General features: G+C 55.9%; 22 protein-coding genes and 1 riboswitch. Of the genes, 5 read left to right on the top strand and 17 right to left on the bottom strand.

Going from position 1 to position 21,365, the window contains the following annotated elements:
- Positions 1–9: 9 nt before the first annotated feature.
- Positions 10–987 carry a sugar phosphate isomerase/epimerase family protein gene (locus ACNT1W_RS20330; RefSeq protein WP_419246070.1) on the top strand — a complete coding sequence of 326 codons (978 nt, stop codon included), beginning with the start codon at positions 10–12 and terminating at the stop codon, positions 985–987.
- A gap of 107 nt (positions 988–1,094) precedes the next feature.
- On the top strand, positions 1,095–2,360 hold the full coding sequence (locus ACNT1W_RS20325; protein ID WP_419246069.1) for an MFS transporter: 1,266 nt from the start codon (positions 1,095–1,097) through the stop codon (positions 2,358–2,360).
- 41 nt (positions 2,361–2,401) lie between these two features.
- On the opposite strand, the gene ACNT1W_RS20320 is transcribed toward ACNT1W_RS20325, so the two are convergent.
- On the bottom strand, positions 2,402–2,827 hold the full coding sequence (locus ACNT1W_RS20320) for a GNAT family N-acetyltransferase (RefSeq protein WP_419246068.1): 426 nt from the start codon (positions 2,825–2,827) through the stop codon (positions 2,402–2,404).
- 67 nt (positions 2,828–2,894) lie between these two features.
- Positions 2,895–2,986, top strand: a riboswitch (TPP riboswitch).
- Between the two features lie 36 nt (positions 2,987–3,022).
- Here ACNT1W_RS20320 and thiM point away from each other — a divergent pair.
- The 3 genes from thiM to ACNT1W_RS20305 all read left to right on the top strand — a co-directional run bounded on the left by thiM (position 3,023) and on the right by ACNT1W_RS20305 (position 5,159).
- Positions 3,023–3,817 carry a hydroxyethylthiazole kinase gene (gene thiM, locus ACNT1W_RS20315; protein WP_419246067.1) on the top strand — a complete coding sequence of 265 codons (795 nt, stop codon included), beginning with the start codon at positions 3,023–3,025 and terminating at the stop codon, positions 3,815–3,817.
- A complete protein-coding gene (gene thiD, locus ACNT1W_RS20310; RefSeq protein WP_112364030.1) occupies positions 3,814–4,614 on the top strand; it encodes a bifunctional hydroxymethylpyrimidine kinase/phosphomethylpyrimidine kinase in 801 nt (266 codons plus the stop codon). The genes thiM and thiD overlap by 4 nt, the downstream gene beginning before the upstream one ends.
- An 86-nt stretch (positions 4,615–4,700) precedes the next feature.
- Positions 4,701–5,159, top strand: a complete 459-nt coding sequence (locus ACNT1W_RS20305; RefSeq protein WP_012146284.1) for an inhibitor of vertebrate lysozyme family protein — start codon at positions 4,701–4,703, stop codon at positions 5,157–5,159.
- 60 nt (positions 5,160–5,219) lie between these two features.
- On the opposite strand, the gene gutQ is transcribed toward ACNT1W_RS20305, so the two are convergent.
- The 16 genes from gutQ to ACNT1W_RS20225 form a co-directional block, all read right to left on the bottom strand.
- Positions 5,220–6,191: an arabinose-5-phosphate isomerase GutQ gene (gutQ, locus tag ACNT1W_RS20300; RefSeq protein ID WP_017893658.1), complete on the bottom strand. Its 972-nt coding sequence runs from the start codon at positions 6,189–6,191 to the stop codon at positions 5,220–5,222.
- On the bottom strand, positions 6,184–6,957 hold the full coding sequence (srlR, locus tag ACNT1W_RS20295) for a glucitol operon DNA-binding transcriptional repressor SrlR (RefSeq protein ID WP_012146282.1): 774 nt from the start codon (positions 6,955–6,957) through the stop codon (positions 6,184–6,186). The genes gutQ and srlR overlap by 8 nt, the downstream gene beginning before the upstream one ends.
- An 83-nt stretch (positions 6,958–7,040) precedes the next feature.
- Positions 7,041–7,397: a transcriptional regulator GutM gene (gene gutM / locus ACNT1W_RS20290; RefSeq protein ID WP_071593037.1), complete on the bottom strand. Its 357-nt coding sequence runs from the start codon at positions 7,395–7,397 to the stop codon at positions 7,041–7,043.
- 51 nt (positions 7,398–7,448) lie between these two features.
- Positions 7,449–8,228, bottom strand: coding sequence for a sorbitol-6-phosphate dehydrogenase (srlD, locus tag ACNT1W_RS20285; protein ID WP_017893656.1), 780 nt, complete (start codon positions 8,226–8,228; stop codon positions 7,449–7,451).
- Between the two features lie 10 nt (positions 8,229–8,238).
- Positions 8,239–8,601 (bottom strand): PTS glucitol/sorbitol transporter subunit IIA, encoded by a 363-nt coding sequence (gene srlB / locus ACNT1W_RS20280; protein WP_012146279.1) that lies wholly within the window; start codon positions 8,599–8,601, stop codon positions 8,239–8,241.
- 22 nt (positions 8,602–8,623) lie between these two features.
- Positions 8,624–9,604 (bottom strand): PTS glucitol/sorbitol transporter subunit IIB, encoded by a 981-nt coding sequence (locus ACNT1W_RS20275; protein ID WP_419246066.1) that lies wholly within the window; start codon positions 9,602–9,604, stop codon positions 8,624–8,626.
- A 15-nt stretch (positions 9,605–9,619) separates the two neighbouring features.
- Positions 9,620–10,168, bottom strand: coding sequence for a PTS glucitol/sorbitol transporter subunit IIC (locus ACNT1W_RS20270; protein WP_004941528.1), 549 nt, complete (start codon positions 10,166–10,168; stop codon positions 9,620–9,622).
- Positions 10,169–10,434: 266 nt separating this feature from the next.
- Positions 10,435–11,484: a class I fructose-bisphosphate aldolase gene (gene fbaB / locus ACNT1W_RS20265; protein WP_012146277.1), complete on the bottom strand. Its 1,050-nt coding sequence runs from the start codon at positions 11,482–11,484 to the stop codon at positions 10,435–10,437.
- Between the two features lie 214 nt (positions 11,485–11,698).
- Positions 11,699–12,385 (bottom strand): GntR family transcriptional regulator, encoded by a 687-nt coding sequence (locus ACNT1W_RS20260; RefSeq protein WP_012146276.1) that lies wholly within the window; start codon positions 12,383–12,385, stop codon positions 11,699–11,701.
- Positions 12,386–12,512: 127 nt separating this feature from the next.
- Positions 12,513–13,985: a mannitol dehydrogenase family protein gene (locus ACNT1W_RS20255; RefSeq protein ID WP_419246065.1), complete on the bottom strand. Its 1,473-nt coding sequence runs from the start codon at positions 13,983–13,985 to the stop codon at positions 12,513–12,515.
- Positions 13,986–14,043: 58 nt separating this feature from the next.
- Positions 14,044–15,333: an MFS transporter gene (locus ACNT1W_RS20250; RefSeq protein WP_012146274.1), complete on the bottom strand. Its 1,290-nt coding sequence runs from the start codon at positions 15,331–15,333 to the stop codon at positions 14,044–14,046.
- 88 nt (positions 15,334–15,421) lie between these two features.
- Complete coding sequence (locus ACNT1W_RS20245; RefSeq protein WP_218217470.1) at positions 15,422–16,438, bottom strand: Zn-dependent oxidoreductase; 1,017 nt, start codon at positions 16,436–16,438, stop codon at positions 15,422–15,424.
- 14 nt (positions 16,439–16,452) lie between these two features.
- Positions 16,453–17,667 carry a D-mannonate dehydratase ManD gene (manD, locus tag ACNT1W_RS20240; RefSeq protein ID WP_419246064.1) on the bottom strand — a complete coding sequence of 405 codons (1,215 nt, stop codon included), beginning with the start codon at positions 17,665–17,667 and terminating at the stop codon, positions 16,453–16,455.
- 181 nt (positions 17,668–17,848) lie between these two features.
- Positions 17,849–18,766, bottom strand: a complete 918-nt coding sequence (yegS, locus tag ACNT1W_RS20235) for a lipid kinase YegS (RefSeq protein WP_115184043.1) — start codon at positions 18,764–18,766, stop codon at positions 17,849–17,851.
- A gap of 486 nt (positions 18,767–19,252) precedes the next feature.
- Positions 19,253–20,605 (bottom strand): tRNA 5-hydroxyuridine modification protein YegQ, encoded by a 1,353-nt coding sequence (gene yegQ, locus ACNT1W_RS20230; RefSeq protein ID WP_112364037.1) that lies wholly within the window; start codon positions 20,603–20,605, stop codon positions 19,253–19,255.
- 178 nt (positions 20,606–20,783) lie between these two features.
- The gene (locus ACNT1W_RS20225; protein WP_012146269.1) at positions 20,784–21,122 is read right to left on the bottom strand and encodes a YegP family protein; all 339 of its coding nucleotides are present in this window, start codon (positions 21,120–21,122) and stop codon (positions 20,784–20,786) included.
- Positions 21,123–21,365 lie beyond the last annotated feature (243 nt).

Here is a 21,365-nt window from a genome sequence, read left to right as displayed (position 1 = left end):
GTGAACACCATGGATCGCTTAACGGCGGAGAAAGTTCTTCTGCGGGCGCAGAATTTGCCGCTTTATCTGCATGCCTACGCCTTTCATCTCAATATGCGCATGGAGAAAATCCTGCCTGAGGATCTGCTGACCATTGCTCATCAGCAGCAACTGCGCGGCGTGAAAGTGCATGTATTGGATGGGGAAAGTCAGGCGCTTTGCTACGCCGATGATGCCCGCCTTCGCAACTTTGGTGAGCAGGCACAGCGCTATGGGTTGGATATCCATATCGAAACCAGCGCTTCCGACTCGCAGACCATCGATCAGGCGGTGAACATTGCCCTTAAATCCGGTGCCAGTTCGGTGCGCTTCTATCCGCGCTATCAGGGGGTATTGCAGCAAGTGTTGGCGCGCATTGCCGAAGATATTCAGTACATCAAGCAGCGTTATCAGCACAGCGGTCTGAGCTTTACTTTGGAGCAGCACGAGGATCTTAAAAGTCATGAACTGGTTAGCCTGGTTCGGGCGGCAGATTTCCCGCAGCTTTCCCTGTTATTTGATTTCGCCAACATGATCAACGCCAATGAAGAGCCGCTGACGGCATTGGCGGTAATGGCTGAAGATATTACCCAGGTACATATCAAGGACGCACTGATCGTGCGTGAAGATCAGGGAATGGGGCACCGGGCCTGTATTTCCGGGCAGGGGGATTTGCCCTTCCGGGAATTGTTGCTGGGGCTAATTTGCCTGGGCGAAGAGCGGCCGCAGGTTACTGCTTATGGGCTGGAAGAAGAGGTGGATTATTACGCGCCGCCATTTCGTTTTAACGGAGAGGGTGATAACCCGCATATTCCATGGCGGGAGATGAGTGAAACCGCGTTACCGGAACATGGGCTGGAGGAACGGCTTAAAAAAGAGGTTCAGGATGCATTAAATCAAATTCACCATGTTCGCACCATTACTGACAGTTTGATAAAGCAAGCCCGGGAGCTGCTAACCCCGGCATAATATAATAAATAAATTTATAAATAACACATTCTCAATGATGTGGAGAAACACTCGTCCCGTCACTGAGGTAACAACACCGCTTATTATCTAATGGCTGTGAGGGGATTATGCTGACTAAAAAAAGATGGGCACTATTTAGCTTGTTGGTCTTATGTGGCGGGACAATATATAAATTACCCTCCCTTAAGGATGCGTTTTATGTGCCGATGCAAGAATACTTTCACCTGAGTAACGGGGAAATTGGTAACGCCATGTCGGTCAACTCGATTGTGACCACCATTGGCTTCTTCTTGTCGATTTATTTCTCCGACCGTCTGCCGCGCCGCTTTACCATGTCGTTTTCACTGATCGCCACCGGCTTGCTCGGTATTTATCTGTCCAGCATGCCGGGCTACTGGGGCATTCTGTTTGTCTGGGCGTTGTTTGGGGTCACCTGTGACATGCTGAACTGGCCGGTGCTGCTCAAATCGGTGAGTATGCTGGGGAACAGCACTCAACAGGGGCGGCTGTTCGGCTTTTTCGAAACCGGACGCGGCGTGGTGGATACCGTTGTGGCGTTTTCTGCGTTAGCACTGTTTACCGCGTTTGGCAGCGGTTATCTTGGCTTCAAGGTTGGGATACTGTTTTATTCGGCGATCGCGATTATCGTAGGGATTATTATTCTGTTGGTAATGAAAGAAAGCCCGGAGGAAAAAACAGCCTCTAAGAGCGAAGCGCCGGCCGATAAAAAACCGGGGATGAGCAGCGTATTAAAAAATAAAACGGTTTGGCTGATTGCCTTCAGCGTTTTCTGTGTATATGCCGTCTATTGCGGGCTGACGTTCTTTATTCCTTTCCTGAGCCATGTCTATGCATTGCCGATTGCGCTGGTGGGTGCCTATGGGATTATTAATCAGTATTGCCTAAAGATGGTGGGTGGGCCGATTGGCGGTTTGATCGCGGATAAAGTATTAAAATCCCCGAGCAAGTATTTATTCTACACCTTTATTATCAGCGCCATTGCGCTGGCATTATTGATTCTGTTGCCACATGAGCAAATGCCGGTGTATTTGGGCATGGCCTGTACGCTGGGATTTGGGGCGGTGGTCTTTACCCAACGCGCGGTGTTCTTCGCCCCGATCGGTGAGGCGGGGATTGATGAGGAACATACCGGTGCGGCGATGGCGTTGGGTAGTTTTATCGGCTATGCCCCGGCGATGTTTTGCTTCAGCCTGTACGGCCACATTCTCGATGCCTTCCCAGGGTTAACCGGCTACAAGATTGTCTTTGGCCTGATGGGCATGTTTGCCTGTGCCGGGATCATCGTGTCGGGGCTACTGGTTAGAAATATCCGCGCACGCGGCAAATTGACCCCGGCGGTTTCTGCCGTCTGACCAGGGGTTCATGAAAGGGGGCGCCACAGCACGGCGCCCCTTTACTTTGTCGGCGAGTGCATCAGGTAATAGTCTTCCGCGCCGTCATTGCCGGTAGCGATCGTCCGCCAACCGTGTTTGTGGTAAAAGGCCAGCGCCTTCTCATTCTTCACCAGGCATTTCAGCGAGCCGGTGGCAGTGAAGGTTTGCTCCGCCGCCTGCAGCAGGGCGCTACCGACGCCAAGAGGCGGTAGCTGAGGGTCGACATACAGATTGTGAATAAAGTTATCCTGACGATAAATCGAGACGAACCCCAGCCGCTTGCCCTTTTCTTCCGCCACCCAAATGTCCTCACCCAGCGTTGAGCGATCGAAATCTTCCAGTCGGTAATCTTCGGTATCACGCCAGGGAAACGCCGCCTTGCGCGATGCCAGATACAGGGTGCGCAGGAAGGGACGATCGGCCTCTTGGTATTTTCTTATTCGCATGGCGGCTCCTTTTTATTTTTTGTCACTATAGCGCGATTGACCTCACCGACGGCAACCCCAATAATGGCCGTCTGACTCGGGGTGCCTCTAGGGGCTGAGATTTTACCCGTATTACCTGATCTGGATTATGCCAGCGTAGGGAAGTCTCGGTGCCCCAACCGGTACCCGCCTTCTTGAACGCCGGTTGGGAGGAATATGCTCGCTCGACCTGATGTTTTACCCGGCGCCCGCGCCGCGGCCTGTTTAACCCAATTTAAACGCCAATCCCCATTGATTCACTGCCTGACCAACGAAGTGGTGCAGGAGCTGACGGCTAACGTGTTGCTGGCGCTCGGTGCTTCCCCGGCGATGGTGGTTGAGCCGACCGAAGCGGCACAGTTCAGCCGGCTGGCGGATGCCTTGCTGGTCAATATCGGCACTCTCAATGCATCACGCGCCGAATCCATGCTGGCGGCGATAGAAGTTGCCAATGCGGCAGGCACACCCTGGACGCTGGATCCGGTCGCCGTCGGTGGGCTGGCGTATCGCACCGCCTTTGCCCAACGTTTACTGGGCGAAAAGCCGGCGGCAATCCGCGGCAATGCTTCTGAAATCATGGCGCTGAGTGGCCTGCAGGCGAGTGGGCGCGGCGTCGACAGCGCTGACGATTCACTGGCGGCGTTACCGGCGGCGCGCGAATTGGCACGAAACAGTGGGGCCGTGGTGGCGGTGACCGGCGTGGTGGATTACATCACCGACGGCCAGTGTGACTGGGCGGTCGCCGGGGGCGACGTGCTGATGACGCGAGTGGTGGGTACCGGTTGCGCACTTTCGGCCGTGGTGGCGGCATTTTGCAGCCTGCCGGGCGATCGGTTGGACAACGTGGCGACTGCCTGCCGGGTGATGTCACTTTGCGGTGAGATGGCCACGCGCCGCGCCGCCGGGCCGGGCAGTTTTACCCCGGCATTCCTCGACGCTCTGTACCAACTGCGTCCGGAGGATCTGCAATGAAACGGATTAACGCGTTGACCATCGCCGGCACCGATCCGAGCGGGGGGGCCGGCATCCAGGCCGACCTGAAAGCCTTCTCCGCGCTGGGGGCCTACGGTGCCTCGGTAATCACCGCGCTGGTGGCGCAAAATACCCGCGGCGTGCAGTCGGTGTATAACATCGAACCGGCTTTTGTCGCTGCCCAGCTTGATTCCGTGTTCAGCGACCTGCGTATCGACAGCACCAAAATTGGCATGTTGGCCAACGCCGATATTGTGCAGGCGGTCGCGGAGCGTTTACGTCACTATCAGCCGTCGTTTGTGGTACTGGATACGGTGATGCTGGCGAAAAGCGGCGATCCTCTGCTGGCGCCGGAGGCGGTGGAATCGATTCGCTGCGAGCTGTTGCCGCTGGTGTCGATCATCACGCCGAACCTGCCGGAAGCGGCGGCTCTGCTGGAATGCGCCCCGGCGGAAAATGAACGCCAGATGCGTGAGCAGGGGCGAGCACTGTTGGCGATGGGTTGCCAGGCGGTATTGATGAAGGGCGGCCATCTTAGCGAAAGTGAAAGCCCGGACTGGCTGTTCAGTGCGGGACTGGAGCAACGCTTTACTGCACCGCGCGTAGCGACCCGCCATACGCATGGCACCGGCTGCACGCTGTCTGCCGCATTGGCCGCCCTGCGTCCGCGTCACGACGACTGGGCAGGCACGGTGGCTGCCGCCAAGGATTATCTGCAAAAAGCCTTGCAGCAGGCCGATACGCTGGAAGTGGGGCACGGTATCGGGCCGGTGCATCATTTTCACGCCTGGTGGTGAGCCAACTTTTTGCTACCCTTGTGGTCTGACTAGATCCAGGCCCGGTATTGGCCGGGTGCGATTAAATTTTATCAAGGGAGAAGGCCATGACAGGACAAAACGCACTTCGCGGCGCCATCTTCGGCGCGTTGCTCAGCTTCAGCGTGGGGGGCTTTGCCCAGCAGATCGTCACGACTTCTGATGTGATCCAGCAGCCTGGCTATCAGAGCAGTTGGCAGAATATGGTGAAGGGGCAGGCCCGCTTGCCTGGTTGGGCACGCAAAGGGGTGGGGACTTCGACCCCGGCGCAAAGCCTGAGCTGGAAGGGGCAAAACTATCTGGTGGGTAATATCTGTAAACCCCACGACTGCGCCAACAACTTTATGATGGTGGCGTTTAAAGAAGACAAGTCGCAGGCCTGGGCGGTACGCGTCGAGGTGGCGAATAAGCCGGAAGCGATTGATCATCCGAAGAAATACGCTAAATATCAGTGGTTGGGTAAACCGAACGACGATATGAAGGCGCTGTTGAAGCAACAGTTCGAGAATAATCCGGACTGGAAATAAGCGGATTAGAAGCCCCTCTCCCAAAGGAGAGGGGACAAACGGGCAGCATTAGTTAATGGGTCAGCCGATACCGGCCTGATGCAGGTCGTGCAGGTTGATGGCACCCACCAACACCCCCTCAAGATTGACCACCGGCGCAGCGCTGATGTGTTGTTCGTGCAACGCTTCCAGTGCTTCTCCGGCGCGCCATTGTTCCGGTAAACGGTAGCCGGGGCGGGTGATCGCCGGGCTTAACGCATCCTGCAGGCTATTGCCTTTCACCAACCAGCGACGCAGGTCGCCGTCGGTAAACACCCCCACCACTTTTTGCTGTGCGTCGCACACTGGCACCAGCCCCAACCCGGTACGGCTCAGTTCCAGCATCGCTTCCATTACGTTGGCGCTTTCGCTGACCTGCGGCAGGCGATCGCCGGTGCGCATCAGGTGATGTACCCGGTTCAGCAGGCGTGCGCCCAGGCTGCCGCCCGGATGCGAACGAGCAAAGTCTTCGGCGTTGAAACCGCGTTGACGCATCAGCGCCATTGCCAGTGCGTCACCCATCATCAGCGTATTGACCGCGCTGGAGGTTGGCGCCAGCCCCATCGGGCAAGCCTCACGCTCTACGCTGATGTCCAGCATGCAGGCCGCCGCCTGGGCCAGCGGTGACTCTTTGCCGCCGGTAATGGCGATCACCGGGATGTTATTTTCCGCCAGCAGCGGCAGGATCAGATCCAGCTCTTTGGCACGGCCAGAGTAGGAGATGAACACCACCACGTCGTCGGCACCGATCATGCCGAGATCGCCGTGCAGCGCTTCCGCCGGGTGCACGAAGAATGACGGGGTGCCGGTACTGGCCAGCGAGGCGGCAATTTTTTTACCGATATGGCCGGATTTACCGATGCCGGAAATCACCGCCTTGCCGCGGCAGTTCAGCAGCAGTTCGCAGGCACAGACGAAATTGTCGTCCAGTCGTGCCAGCAGGCGTTGTGCTTCGGCCAGCTCAATTTCCAGCGTTTCGCGGGCAAAGGCCAGCAGGGCGGCACTATTACTCATCAGAATCTCCTACCAGAAGGATATTGATGCCTTTCGCTTGCAGCGCGGCGAGATAATCCGGGTTGATGTTTTTATCGGTGATCAGCGTATCGACGGCGCTCAGATCGCAAACCACATTGGGGCTTTTGCGGCCGAATTTTGACGAGTCCACCAGCAGGATAATGCGGCTGGCGGCTTCGCACATCGCCTTGCTGACGTTATGCACTTCGTTAAAGGTGGTGACACCGGCATTGAGATCCACGCCGTCTGCGCCGATAAACAGCTTATCAAAGCTGAACTGCTGGAAAGCCGACTCCGCCAGACTGCCGTGGAAGGACGCCGATTTTTTGCGATAAGTGCCGCCGGGCATCAGGATGGTCTGGTCGTTATCCAGCTCCACCAGCGCATTGACGATGTGCAGGCTGTTGGTCATTACCGTGATGTTATTGAACTGCGCCAGATGCGGGACCATTTGCAGTACCGTACTGCCGGCATCGAATATCAGTGAATCACCGTCGTTGATCAACTTGATGGCGGCGTAGGCGATCTGGCGTTTCTTTTCGGTATTGATATGCGTTTTCCGGTCGATGGGCTGGTCGCCATCGTCGCGGCTGAGCACTACGCCGCCGTAGGTGCGGATCACCTCACCTTCGTCTTCCAAGAGGGTGAGATCTTTACGAATGGTGGTGCCGGTGGTGGCGAAATGTACCGCCAGGGCATCCACTGCCGTTTTGCCATGTCGCTGCAGATATTCAAGGATAGCGGCCTGTCGCTGCTTTGGTTTCATAGCCCGTCCTGTTCACAAGAGTTGAGCATTTCCCTTTAATGAATAATTCAATATGAAAGGTAATGTCTTTTAATGTGAAAATATCATGATTTAGGGGCAATCGCTAACGATAGTGCTGTCTGGCATGCGCGATCCTCGGGAAAGATCACATCCGGGCTCAGGTCTCTCTGGTGCAGACCATGCAACCGGGCGATTGGCCGCGGTTGGGCAAAAATGGTCAGGCCACGCATCAACATGCTGCCGCAAACTCGTTGTTCCGTATCGAAGGCCAGTGCCAGCACCACCCGTGGCCGAAAGCGCCCACCGGAACGTCCGACACCGACGCTGCCCAATTGGCACAGGCCGTCGAAGGCTCGGTTGAAACGCTGGAGCTGCCACCAACCGAGCGCGATTTGCAGCAGCCAGGCCAGTACGGCGAAGATGATTAATGCCTGGGTCATAGTGTCTCCTGTTTATCTTCCCTCCCCGGACGGAGAGGGAAGTATCGCTAATCAGAACATTACCTGACCGCCGGTAATGTTGATCGACTGCCCCGTGCAATAAGACGCCTTGTCGCTGGCGTAAAACAGCAGGGTATTCAGCACGTCCTGGTAGTCGCAACCGCGTTTTAGCGGCACCTTGTCGGTGTAGTATTTTTCAACTTCATCCGGCGCGATCCCCAGTTTTTGTGCGTATTGCGGCAGTAGCGACTGGAACATTGGCGACTTCAGCAGGTTGCCGAGCATCAGCGAATGCACGGTAATACCGTATTCCGCCAGATCGAGCGCCAGTGACTGGGTCAGCCCGACCCCGCCGAACTTGGCGGCGCTGTAGCCCGAGTTGTGTTTGCTGCCGACCTTGCCGGACTTGGAGTTGATCTGAATGATGCGTCCGGCAAGGCCGTCACGGATCATCAGGCGGGAAAATTCGCGGGCACAGAGAAAATATCCCACCAGATTGACCTGCAGCGAGCGATCAAAATCCCCTAATGGAAAATCGGTGATCGGTGCGGCCTTGGCGATACCTGCGCTGTACACCAACAGATTGGCCTGGCCAAATTTGCTATCCACCGCAGCCGCCAGGGCAATGACGCTTTGTTCATCGGTGGCATCGGCCTGGAAACCCTGCGCGATGCCGGCGCCGTATTGGTGGTTAATCTGCTGCGCCACCTGGTGGGCGTTATCCGCGTTTAAATCGGCTACCGCCACGCGGTAACCCGCCTGCGCCAGTCCCAGGCACAAAAATGCACCTAATGTTTGGCCTCCGCCAATCACTACAGCTACTTCAGACATGGTCTACTCCTTATGCGATAAATTTCAGCGTACTGCCTAACGGGATATCAACCGGCGTGGTACCGGCCACGTGGATAGAACCGGGAAATTCGGCCTGACTTTCTCCGTCGAAACGCACGGTAAGGTGGCCCAGTTCACGCAGGTTTTGGCTGGCGACGTCGCCAACGGCGGTAATGGGATAACGCTGCTCCGCCAACTCCATCCAGCCGCCTGCCTGCAGTTCGCCGAGGGTATTGCCGTGCCGATGGATGAAGCAAAACTCTTCGATGTCTGCCGGTGCGCCTTCACGGAAGGTGATCAGCATGTCGTCCAGCAGCGCCTCGCGAGCACTGTCGCCAATCTGGGTGATGGTGGTTTGGAAAATGGTGTTCATAGCTAGCCCCTGGCAGTAAAAGTTATTGGTAGATGAAGGCCGAGGCGGCCCAGGCGATCAGCACCGTAGGTGCGCCGGTCAGGAAACGTCCGACCAGAACCGAAGGCACGCCGACCCGCACCGTGTCCTGTTTGGCTTCCGCCAGAGATAGGCCCACCGGGATAAAGTCGCAGGCGGCCTGCGCGTTAATCGCGAATAGCGCGGGCAGCGCCAACTGGGGTGGAATATGACCCAGGCCAATCTGAACCCCGACCAGTACGCCGATCACCTGAGCGATCACCGCGCCAGGGCCGAGGAACGGCGACAGCAGCGGGAAGGAACAAATCAGCGCCAGCGTTACCAGGCCAATCGGGCTGCTGGCCAATGGCGTCAGGCCGTGGGCAATAAAATCCCCCAGGCCGGAGGCCATGATGATGCCGATCAGCGCCGAGACGAACGCCATAAACGGCAGAATGGTTTTCAGTACCGTGTCGATGGTGTCGCGGCCAGACTGGAAGAACACCGCCACCACCGAACCCATGCCCATGCCGACTTTCGCCAACAGGCCGTCGCTCTGTTCAGTGATTTTTTTGCTGGTGTCATAATCCCGTCCCTTGGGTTGCGGGGCGGGGGCCGCTTGCGCCGTCTCTGTTGCCGATTCAACCCGGCTGATGTTGCTGTCGCGTACCCCGGAGACGTAAATATCCTCGAGGATAAATTTCGCCAGCGGGCCGGATTGACCGGTAGCGTGGATATTGACCGTCGGAATACGGCGTTTGGGGTACAGACCGCAGCGCAGGGTGCCGCCACAGTCAATGACCATCACGCCAATCTCTTCCGCCGGTGGTTCGCCTTCCTTAAAGCCATCGACGGCCAGCCAGCCGGTCAGTTCGCTAAGCCGGTCGACGATCGACGGGCGAGTACCGGCAGTGATGTACACCACTTTTTTCCCCGGCTCGATCGGTAACTGCAACGGGCCACCCCAGCCGCTATCGCCTTTCTCAATACGGATAAAAGCACTCATGCTGAACTCCACGGATTAAAGTTGTACCTGACGGTCCAGGCGGATGCCCATCTTGCGTTCGAACAGGCTGGTGGTGAGATCGGTTACCCAACCGCGGAAAAAGTTGGTAAACAGGCCAACCAGAAAATAACTCACCGCCAGCGGCCCCAGCGGCAGGCCGAGGGTAGTCAGCCCGCTGGCGATACCGAGGTAAACGAACAGTTCGCCGGGGTTGATATGCGGGAACAGGCCATTCATCGAGTGACAGCTATAGGACGCCGCCGCGTAGTAGCTGGGTTTGTATTTCTCTGGCATAAAACGGCCGAGGCTGAGAGTCATCGGGTTGCAAAACACAAAGGTGCCGATCAGCGGCAGCAGCAGATAGCGTGAAACCGGGTTCCCCGCGCAGCGCTGCGCCAAGCGTTCGATACGTTCCTGGCCAACAAATTTGATCAGCGCGTTCATAATGACCAACAGGCTGATTAACAAAGGTAAAATGCCGGTCACCATGCCGACAAACACTTCACCACCTTTCTGAAACAGGCCGATAAACCATTCGGCGCCGTGGGTGATTAGCTCAATCATTATTGTTCTCCTGAGATGGAAGGTATGGCCTGGAGCGAACGGTGGCTCTGTCGCCATGGGCCTTACACTAATCACTTTATGGATTTATTTGTTTTAAATAGATCACAGTTTGAAAGATAAATATTTTATTGTGAAAGTTAATTATGAAAGAAAAATAAGGTAAAAGCGAGGTGGCCATCAGGCTAAGCGGAGGGGAGGAGCAGATTAAGGGCATAAAAAAGCCCGGCGAACCGGGCTGGGGGTAACAGGTTTTGCTAGTGACGGGATCAGGCGATGGTAACTTTCTTATCCAGATAGGTGTCTTGAACGGCGTTGATCAGCGCGACACCTTCTTTCATTGATTTCTTGAACGCTTTACGCCCCAGAATCAGCCCCATACCGCCTGCACGCTTGTTGATGACCGCGGTGCGCACCGATTCCTGCAGATCGTTTTCACCGGCGGCTCCGCCAGAGTTGATCAACCCGGCGCGGCCCATATAGCAGTTGGCCAGCTGGTAACGAACCAGATCGATCGGGTGGTCGGTGGTCAGTTTGCTGTAGACGCGATCGTCGGTGTAGCCGAATTTCACCGCGCGGTAACCGCCGTTGTTTTCCGCCATTTTCTGCTTAACGATATCGGCACCGATGGTGGCGGCAATATGGTTGGCCTGGCCGGTGAGATCGGCACTGGAATGGTAATCGACCCCGTCTTTGTTAAATGCCGGGTTACGCAGATAGGCCCACAGCACGGTAACCATGCCCAGTTCGTGGGCGCGCTCGAAGGCGCTTGAGATTTCCTCAATTTGGCGGCGTGACTGCTCGGAACCAAAGTAAATGGTAGCGCCGACCGCGACCGCGCCCATATTGAAGGCCTGCTCGACGCTGGCATACAGGGTTTGGTCATATTGGGTCGGATAGCTCAGGGTTTCGTTATGGTTCAGTTTGACCAGAAACGGGATTTTGTGAGCATAGCGGCGTGATACCGAAGCCAGCACGCCGTAAGTGGAGGCGACGCAGTTACAGCCGGCTTCAATGGCCAGTTCGACGATATTTTTCGGATCAAAGTACAGCGGGTTAGCGGCGAAAGATGCGCCGGCGGAGTGCTCAATCCCCTGGTCAACCGGCAGAATCGACAGGTAACCGGTGCCGGCCAGACGGCCGTGGTTAAGCAGGCTTTGCATCGAACGCAGGACAGTGTTGGGTCGGTTGTTATCGATCATGATCCGGTCGACAAAGTCGGCGCCCGGCAGGTACAGATTTTCAGCAGGGATGGTGGTACAGCGGTGTTGCAACAGGTCTTCCGCTTCCTTTCCTAACAACTGCGCAATATCAGTCATGATTAACTCCTGATTAGCTTCCTAATACACCGGCAGCAAAAAACAGTAGGGTATGAATGGTTGCCCGCGTAGTAAAAAGCAGTGATTGAAGCTGTAAAAACGATAGTAATGAAATCCTGATGGCAAGGAGAAACAATAGATGCGATTGAGAGGAAATGCCATTTGCAAAGCCAAATAGCGGGGGACGATCGCCCCCTGGAAGGTCGGTGCTTGACTATTCGGCGTCGAACCACTCGGTATTTTGCAAAGATATGGGGGTAATGGAGTAGATCATCTCTTGCAGGTGCTCATGGATGGCACGCTCGGCGGCATCGGCATCCTGCGCTTTCAGCGCGGCAAAAATGCGGTAATGCTGCTGCAGCAGGCTTTCCGGCGGTGATACTTCGCTCAGGCTGAGAAAACGCACCCGGTCCATGGTGGCCTTGATGGTTTCTATGGTTTCCCAGGCTAACGGGCATTCGGCAAACTGGGTGAGCAACTGATGAAATTCATCGTCCAACACCAGGAATTCACGCGTCTGCTTGTTCTGCGCCGCCAGCTCCTGACGGTGCAAATTATGCTCCAGCGTCATCAGCTGTTCCTGGGTGATGCGTTCTGCCGCACGGCGCACAATTGCGCATTCTACCGCCTGACGGATAAAGCGTCCGTCGGCCACCCGTTTGGCGGAAATCTTCATCACGAAAGTCCCGCGCTGCGGCAAGATCTGCACCAATCCGGCCTCCGCCAGCTTGATAAAGGCTTCGCGCACCGGTTGGCGAGAAACGCTAAAGCGGGTGGAGATCTCTTTCTCTGACAACAGCGTGCCGGGGGGAATGGTGCAGTCGACGATATCCTTACGCAGGAAACGGTAGATCTGCTGATTAACCGGGAGGCTATTAGTGAGATTGTAGGATTCAGACATGGTGACGATCGGTCATTTGGCTTGGATTTGGATGCCACCATACTAGCAGATTATCTTGCTGCCGCGGCGGATAATTCCTAATGCAGCAACCTAACGCTGAGTGGATTCACCCAGCGTTTTATACAGATCAAACTGGCAGTAATCTGGCCACACTCTCTTTGGCACCCTGCGCCAGCAGCGCCAGATAGGCATCAGTTACGGCACTGACGAATCGTGGGTTATCAGGAAGATCGTGGCCAAACACCGTATCAAGCTGCAGCAGCGCCAGCACCCGCTGCGGGCCTTCGTGGCTGTTGCCGACCAAATCGGCGAGGCGTTCACTTAAGGGATCGCTGATCTCAATCGTCCGGCCCTGTTCATCCTTGCCACCGACGTAGCGCATCCAACCGGCGACGCCTAAAGCCAGACAGCTGAAATCGCTGCCGTGCGCCAGATGCCAGCGAATGGCGTCCAGCATGCGCTGCGGCAGTTTCTGCGTGCCGTCCATGGCGATCTGCCAGGTTCGGTGCTTTAGCGCGGCATTGCGGTAACGGGCCAGGAGTGAGTCTGCGTATTGCGACAAATCCAGGTCGTGGACCTGCAGCGTCGGTGCCTGCTCTGCCAGCATCAGGTGCCGTGCGGCATTAACGAAACCTTCGTCCTGCATGCAGTCGCTGATATGCGTATAGCCGGCCAGATAACCCAGATAAGCGAGAAACGAATGGCTGCCGTTGAGCATCCGCAGCTTCATTTCTTCGTAGGGCAGCACGTCGCTGACCAGTTCGGCACCGGTCTTTTCCCATGCCGGACGTCCCTGCGGAAAGTTATCTTCGATCACCCATTGGCGGAAGGGCTCACAGGCGACGGCAACCGGATCGGCGATGCCACCGAGTAAAGCCTCGATGTGTTGCCGTGTTTCCGCCGTGACAGCCGGGACAATGCGGTCAACCATGGTTGATGGAAACGCGACCTGTTGTTCGACCCAGGTGGCCAGTTCCGCATCCTGCCGCTGAGCCAACTGGCTGAGCACGTTGCGGGTCACCTGACCGTTGGCCGGCATGTTGTCGCAGGACATCACGGCAAACGCCGGCAGCCCTCGTTGCCTACGCCTCCGCAGTGCGGCCAGGATCAGACCAGGGGCAGATTGCGGGTGCAGCGGGTGGGCGATGTCATGCTGGATATCAGGATGTTCCGCCAGTAACTGGCCGCTGGCAGGCTGGTAACAGTAGCCTTTTTCACTGATGGTCAGCGAAACGATGGCAACCTCCGGCTGCGCCATGGCCTCGAGCACGGCTTCCAGTCCATCAACCTGCAGGTGTAACGCCTGCCTGACAACGCCGATCACCTGGCCGTGCCAGCCGTCGTTGTCCATTTCGGCGACCGTATACAACAAATTCTGCTGCTGCAGGTCGGCGATTTTTTGCCGGCCGTTGTGCATGCTGATTACGCAGTAACCCCAGTCGCTGGCGTGCTCGTTAGCCAGTTTTTCGGCGTAAACCGCCTGATGCGCACGAAAAAACGCGCCAAAGCCAAGGTGCACGATGCGCGGTTTAATCCTTTCGCGTGAGTAACCCGGTTGCGCAACTGCCGTCGGCAGCAGGCTGTTGCTGGAAAGTGTCATGCTGGAGTTCCTGAAAGTGGGGGCAGAAAACGGGGCGACATTTGCCACCCCGGATGCGTTAGGGTTTTGAGATTTGCGGTTGCACGCTATTGCGTGGCGCTTTGATCACCAGCAGTACCAGCACCGCCCCGAGCGCGGCCACGCCACCCGCCAGCATAAAGGCGCTGTCGAACTTGCCGGTGTTTTGCACAATGTAGCCGGTCACCACCGGGCCAATGATGCCGGAAACGCTGCCGACCAGGTGGATAAAGCCGCTGGCGCCACCGACCCGGGATTTATGCACCACGTCCTGGATTATCGCCCAGTAAATCGCGCCGGTGATGTACAGGAAGAAGATCGACACCGACATCAGCATCACCGCCGGTACCACGCTGCTGACGGTACCTGCCAGCGCCACGCAGACAGCCGCCGCCAGCAGGCTGGTGACCAGCACAATCTTGCGTGACAGCAACAGCTTGCCGGTGATATTGAAAATCTTGTCGGAGATATAGCCACCGAGCGCCAACCCGACAAAGCCGACAATCCACGGGATCATGGTGGTGAGGCTCATTTCCTTGATGTTCAGGTTATGCGCCTGCACCAGGTAAGACGGGAACCAGCTCAGGAAGAAGAACAGAATATAGTTGTAGCAGAAGAAGGCGAACGCGGTGACCAGGATGATGGGTTGTTTCAGGTAGTAGCCCAGGCCGTGTGCGGCGTTGCTCAGCTCTTCTTCGGCGCTGTGGGTCTCTTCCTTCATCTGGTTAATCAGCGCCAGTTCCTTATCGCTGACGCGTTTGCTTTTCGCCGGGTTATCCGCCACCACGAAGAACCACACCAGCATCCAGACGATGCCGATCGAGCAGATGATCATAAACGCCGGCCGCCAGCCGAACGCCAACGCCAGGTAGCCGACGATCGGCCCGGCCACGGCACCACCCAAAGGGGAACCGGCACTGAGCAGGCCCATCGCGGTCGCCGCCTGTTTCTTCGGGAACCAGCCGTTGATCATTTTATTGGCGGAGGCGCAGATCGGCCCTTCGGCCATGCCGAACAGCACGCGCAGGATCAGCATGGAATAGAAGCCGGTGGCTAATGCCGTCATGCCACAGAAGATAGACCACAGACCGACGGCGATGCCGAGTACCAACGTCGGGCCGAACTTGTCTACCGCCAGCCCGCCGATAAAGTTAAAGATGGCGTAACCGAAGAAGAAGCTGCCAAAGATGATGCCGAACTGCTCGGCATTCAACATCAGATCCTTTTCGATCATAGGTACGGTGATCGACAGCGCGACGCGGTCGAGGTAGTTGATCATGTAAACCATAAACAGCAGGAATACGATGGTCCAACGCAGGTTTTTAAACATAAATGCACTCCACTTAATGTTGTTTTAATCGCGAAGTTTCATGGTTGTAGAGGGCGCTTTCCTGCCGCCCTCAGCCCTGGTAAATCAATCAGTCAAATTGCAGCAACACCTTGCAGCAGGTGCGCTGATCTTTTTCGAACATCAGCATCGCCTGTTCAACCTCGTTGGCTGGCACGCAGTGAGTAATGAGTTTCTGCGGGTCGATTTTCCCGCTGGCCATCCAATCGATAACCTGCGGGAAGCGTGCACTGTTAAGACGTGAGGAGAAAATCGACAGCTCTTTACTGGTGATGCTTTGTTGGGTAATGGTGCAGGCATCGCCGGAGAACCCCATGATGCCGATGCGCGCTGCTGGAGAGGCAAGATTGATCGCCTCTTGCAAAATGGCCGGATGGCAGGCGGCGTCGACGATCAACGTCGGGCGAATACCGCGCCGTTCCAGCTCGGCAGGCAATGACGCTTCGGCATTATTGAATGTCCAGTCGGCGCCGTTTTCCTGTGCCATCACCAGTCGTTCATGGATGCGATCGGTGACGATCACCTGTTTCACGCCGTAGACGCCTTTCAGCGTTTGGATCACCGTTAATCCCATCGGCCCGGCCCCGTAGATCAACGCGATATCATCGGCGTTGGGCTGCAGATGGGCGGTGATATTGGCGGCAATGGTGAAGGGTTCGACCATGGCGGCGTGGCGATCGCTGATGCTGTCCGGAATAGGGTAGGCATTGCGCGCTGGGGCACAGGCGTAGTCACTGAAGCCGCCGTCGCGATGCACACCGATCACCTGCAGCTCCGTGCAGACGTTGGGACGACCGATAGAGCAAGGATAGCAATGGCCGCAACTGACAACCGGATCGACCGAGACGCGTTCACCGAGCCGCTGTGGGCTGACATCGCTGCCGACCTGATCAATCACGCCAAAAAACTCGTGGCCGATCACTCGTGGGTAGCGGGCGAACGGGTTATGCCCATGGTAAATATGCACATCAGAACCACAGATACCGGCAAATTTAACCTTTACCCGCACTTCGTTGGCCGCCGGTTGCGGCAGGGGGCGCTGCTGGATAGCCAGCAGGCCGGGCTGTTCAATGACCACGCTTTGCATGGCGCTTTCTCCTGTTACCAGTTCCATAGGGTGCCATCCTCCAGGCGCGCGACCGGCAGATAAGCCGGTTCGTACGGATAACGGGCGGCCAGTTTTTCGTCGAACTCAATGCCCAGCCCCGGTTTGTTGCCAGGGTGCATATAGCCGTCGTTAAAGCTCCAGCTATGTGGGAACACTTCAAGCATTTGTTCGGAGTAACCCATGTATTCCTGGACACCGAAGTTCGGCACCCACAGATCAAAGTGCAGCGCCGCAGCCATGCAGATTGGCGACAGATCGGATGGCCCATGTGACCCGGTGCGCACCTGATACAGCGAAGCAAAATCGGCGATACGGCGCATGCCGGTAATGCCGCCGGCATGGGTGAGGGTGGTACGGATATAGTCGATCAGTTGTTCTTCAATCAGCTGTTTGCAGTCCCAGATGCTGTTGAACACTTCGCCGACGGCGATCGGCGTGACGGTGTGCTGGCGGATCAGGCGGAAACATTCCTGATTCTCCGCAGGCGTTGGGTCTTCCATCCAGAACAGGCGGTACTGCTCAATGCTTTTACCGAAGCGCGCCGCCTCGATGGGCGTCAGGCGGTGGTGCATGTCGTGCAGCAAGTGCTCATCAAAACCAAAGCGGTTGCGCACCGCTTCGAACAGTTTGGGGGTGAAATCGAGGTATTTCTCCGTTGACCACAGCTGTTCTTCCGGCCAGTTGCCCTTGGTGGCAGGCTCGTAAGCCAGCCCTGTACCTTTGGCCATGCCGTAGGTGGTTTTCATGCCCGGCACGCCGCACTGGGCGCGAATGGCTTTAAAACCCAACTCTTTATGCTTGGCGTAGTCGTCGAGCACTTCGTCGATGGAATGGCCGGTGGTGTGGCAGTAAACCATTACACCGGTGCGCGATGCGCCGCCGAGTAACTGATACAGCGGCATGTTGGCGGCCTTGCCCTTGATGTCCCATAGCGCCATGTCTACGGCGGAGATGGCAGACATGGTGACCGGCCCGCGCCGCCAGTAAGCGCCTTTATAGAAGAACTGCCAGATGTCTTCGATCTGATGGGCATCACGGCCAATCAACTGCGGGCAGACGTGATCTTTCAGATAGGACGCCACCGGCAGCTCGCGGCCGTTCAGGGTGGCGTCGCCGATGCCGGTAATTCCTTCGTCAGTGGTAATCTTCAGCGTGACAAAATTCCTGCCAGGGCAGGTCACAAAAACCTCTGCGTTGATAATCTTCATACGTCTAATCCTGTTCCCATGGGGCATCATAATGGACGAAAAATACGCCATGAACTAACTACCATACAAGTATGATTTAGTGAATTTGCCGGAGAAGATCACATTTTGTCGCGGAAAAAGAGGGGCAGAACAGAAGACCAACAGGGGGCTCAGCGCACAGGCTGAGCCCTATATTCAGCGGTTATTGGGAAGACTGGGTTTGCCCAAGCAGCTCGCAGTTGGGGGGCAGACGGCATTCGATGGCGTTCGGCAGCACTTCAATGCGGAAATGCCTGCCTTTGAGCGGTTCGCCGTCGAGATTAAAGGTCATTTCATGGGGCGCATCGATTTCCAGCCACGGCAGGGCAGCACCGATCACGTTTTTGTTTTCTTCATCGTTAAACAGGCTGGCGATCAGTGTCGGTAACAGTTCGTCAGCAGTCAGCAGCCGCAGTTGCAGCAGGCCATCGTTGATCAGGGCATCCGGGCATAATTGCTGCCCGCCACCGGCCTGCTTACCATTACCGATACCAATCACCAAAGCGTCACCGGACCAATGGAAATCCGGACCGCGGATCTCGCAGCGATCGGCTTTGAGCGTGTCCATGCGGAGCAAGCCGTGGATAAAGTAGGACACGCCGCCCAACGCGGCCTTCAGTTTTTCCGGCGTTTCGGTCGTGATTCGGGTACCAAAACCGCCGGTCGCCATATTGATGAAATAGCGTTGATCGTTAACTTTTGCCAGATCTATCGGGACGGCGCGGCCTTTGACCGCCAACCGCAGCGCCTGTTCCGGCATCAGCGGGATATTGCAGGCCATGGCGAAGTCGTTGGCAGTGCCCAACGGCAGAATGCCCAATACCGGCCGTCCTTTAGCCGGTAACGCGGCCAATGCTGCAGCCACCTCATTGATGGTGCCATCGCCACCACCGGCAATCAGTGTGGCCACCCCAAGTTGACAGGCCTCCTGCACATAGCGCGCGGCGTCACCCTGTTCCCAGGTGACGCGAACGTGCAGGGTTTGGTTCTCATCCCGCAATTTCTGTACCGCCAGGCGAACTTCTTCGTTGCCGGCGCCTTTGCCGTTGATGATAAGCAGCGCTGGTGCTGGTGGATGCATTCCCAATATCTCCCGGCTGTAAACAGATAGTGGGCAACGATAAACTACCCATCAGTGGCAATCCATCAGAATATTCAGTTAATTCTGGCTGGTTGCCGTCTGGCAGAGATTATTCCTGCATAATTGACTTAATTTGAGATATGCGAGCTAGATAAGTTAGCGATTATTGTTAATGAAATAAGTAATCGCTGTAGCATTATATTTATATCGCTACGGGGGAAGGTTTTATAAAAATAGATAAAATAACGCTTTGAAAATAGGTGGGTTATATTGGCGGCGCTATAGCGGATATTGGGTTGAAACCAAAGAAAAAGCCAGTCCAAGGGAGATTGGACCGGCTAAGGAGGTGGTTCCTAGTATTGCTATGCAAATATTTTTCGTTCTTAGTTTTAAGCAGCCTGATGTTAACCAAGCTGCGCACTAATTGATGTGATCTAATTCTAATATTTGCCAAAAACCAGCATTAAAAGATAGCGGGCGGAATTTTTACACCGCAGGACTATTGGTCTCCGGCAAATTTCGGATCAGCAATGCGTAATTGAGATCGATATCTGACGGAATGGGTAAATAAACGATATGCCCGTTGCCCGGTGCCACGTCGATCGCTTCACCTTTCTTATTTTGCATGCTCTCCAGGGTAAACAATACGTTACCGCCGGGAGTCATCATCTCGACACTATCGCCGACCATGAACTTGTTTTTCACATCCACTTCTGCCCAACCGTCACGGCGGACGCCGGTGAATTCACCGACAAACTGCTGGCGTTCAGACAGTGAGGAACCGTAATCGTAGTTTTGCTGGGCTTCGTGCACATGGCGACGCAGGAAACCTTCGGTGTAACCCCGGTGGGCCAGACCTTCCAGCGTGGTGAGCAGGGTGGGATCGAATGGTTTGCCCGCGACGGCGTCGTCGATGGCGCGGCGATAGACTTGTGCGGTGCGTGCGCAGTAGTAGAAGGATTTGGTGCGGCCTTCGATTTTCAGCGAATGCACGCCGAGCTGAGTCAGGCGTTCCACATGCTGGATGGCACGTAAATCCTTCGAGTTCATGATGTAGGTGCCGTGTTCATCCTCAAAGGCGCTCATGTACTCATCCGGTTTTTGCGCTTCGGACAGCATAAACACTTTATCGGTCGGCGCACCGATGCCCAACGTCGGCTCTACGGTTTGTACCGGGATCGGCTCATGCATATGAACTATGTTACCGGTCTCGTCCTCTTTGCCTTCTTCCGCTTTGTACTGCCAGCGGCAGGCGTTGGTGCAGGTGCCCTGATTGGGGTCGCGTTTGTTGATATAACCGGACAACAGGCAGCGGCCGGAGTAGGCCATGCACAGGGCACCGTGGACGAAGATTTCCAGCTCCATTTCCGGTACCTGAGTGCGGATCTCGGCGATCTCCTCCAGCGACAGCTCACGCGACAGGATCACTCGCGTCAGCCCCATTTGCTGCCAGAATTTCACCGTCGCCCAGTTAACCGCGTTCGCCTGTACCGACAAATGAATGTCCATCTGCGGGAAGGCTTCGCGCACCATCATGATCAGGCCTGGATCGGACATGATCAGCGCGTCCGGGCCCATGTCGATCACCGGTTTAAGATCGCGCAGGAAGGTTTTCAGCTTGGCGTTGTGCGGGGCGATATTCACCACCACGTAGAATCTTTTGCCCAGCGCGTGGGCTTCGTTAATCCCCTGTGCCAGATTCTCGTGATTGAATTCGTTATTGCGCACCCGCAGGCTGTAACGCGGTTGGCCGGCATAAACGGCGTCCGCACCATAGGCAAAGGCGTAACGCATGTTTTTCAGCGTCCCCGCCGGGGAGAGGAGTTCCGGTGTAAACATAATGAGTCTCGGTCTGATTTCAGGTCAGTACCGCACCACCAAATGGCGCAGTAAAAGCGGGGGATTGTAGCGACAGAGCGGCAAGAAATCAGCAGGTAACCGGATTTATTACAGGGAGATTGATCCTGGTCATAAGAAAAACGCGCGATGGCGACCATCGCGCGTCGCTCAGATGATGTTATGCGCTCAAATCGCGCACGTCGGTGTTCGGGCCGTTTTTGATTACCGACTGAATGCCGTTTTTTGCAGCAGTTTCAGAGCTGTACATTTCGCTGACGCCGATCACCTGATGGTTTTTGGCTTTCAGCACAAAGTAAGGCTGATTGCTGGTGCTGTGCTTGATTTCATATTGCGCTTCGTGGGGAGAATTGGTTTGCACCGAGGCAATGCCATTCTCCGCCGAGGCCTTGCTGGCGTACATCTCACTGGCCAGAATGATTTCGCCATTACTGGCTTTCAGGTTGAAGTGGTACTGTCCATTCTTTGCTTTTTTCAGCTCATAGTGACCGATTGCCATGGTTCCTCTCCTGTGGGTTCCGATAAGTGATGTAAGTGTAGCCAATAGCTTGAAATTGGGCGGCTAATAAACCTGACTTGCGCACCATAGCGCAAAAAACAGGCGATTTTTTTGCGCTGGCGTTGAGTTTCAGCCAGCGAAAAGTGCTGTAGCACGAGAAGCTAATGGCGGATTGTGATGCTGAAAGTTTGCGCAGCTGGCCGCATTATTGCCAAGGCAGTATTTCGCCGGCGGCGATGACGC

The sequence above is a fragment of the Serratia sp. NFX21 genome, from assembly GCF_048517035.1.
GTDB lineage: Bacteria > Pseudomonadota > Gammaproteobacteria > Enterobacterales > Enterobacteriaceae > Serratia > Serratia quinivorans.
Note: the sequence above shows the minus strand (reverse complement) of the source record. Positions and strands in the feature narration are given on the sequence as shown.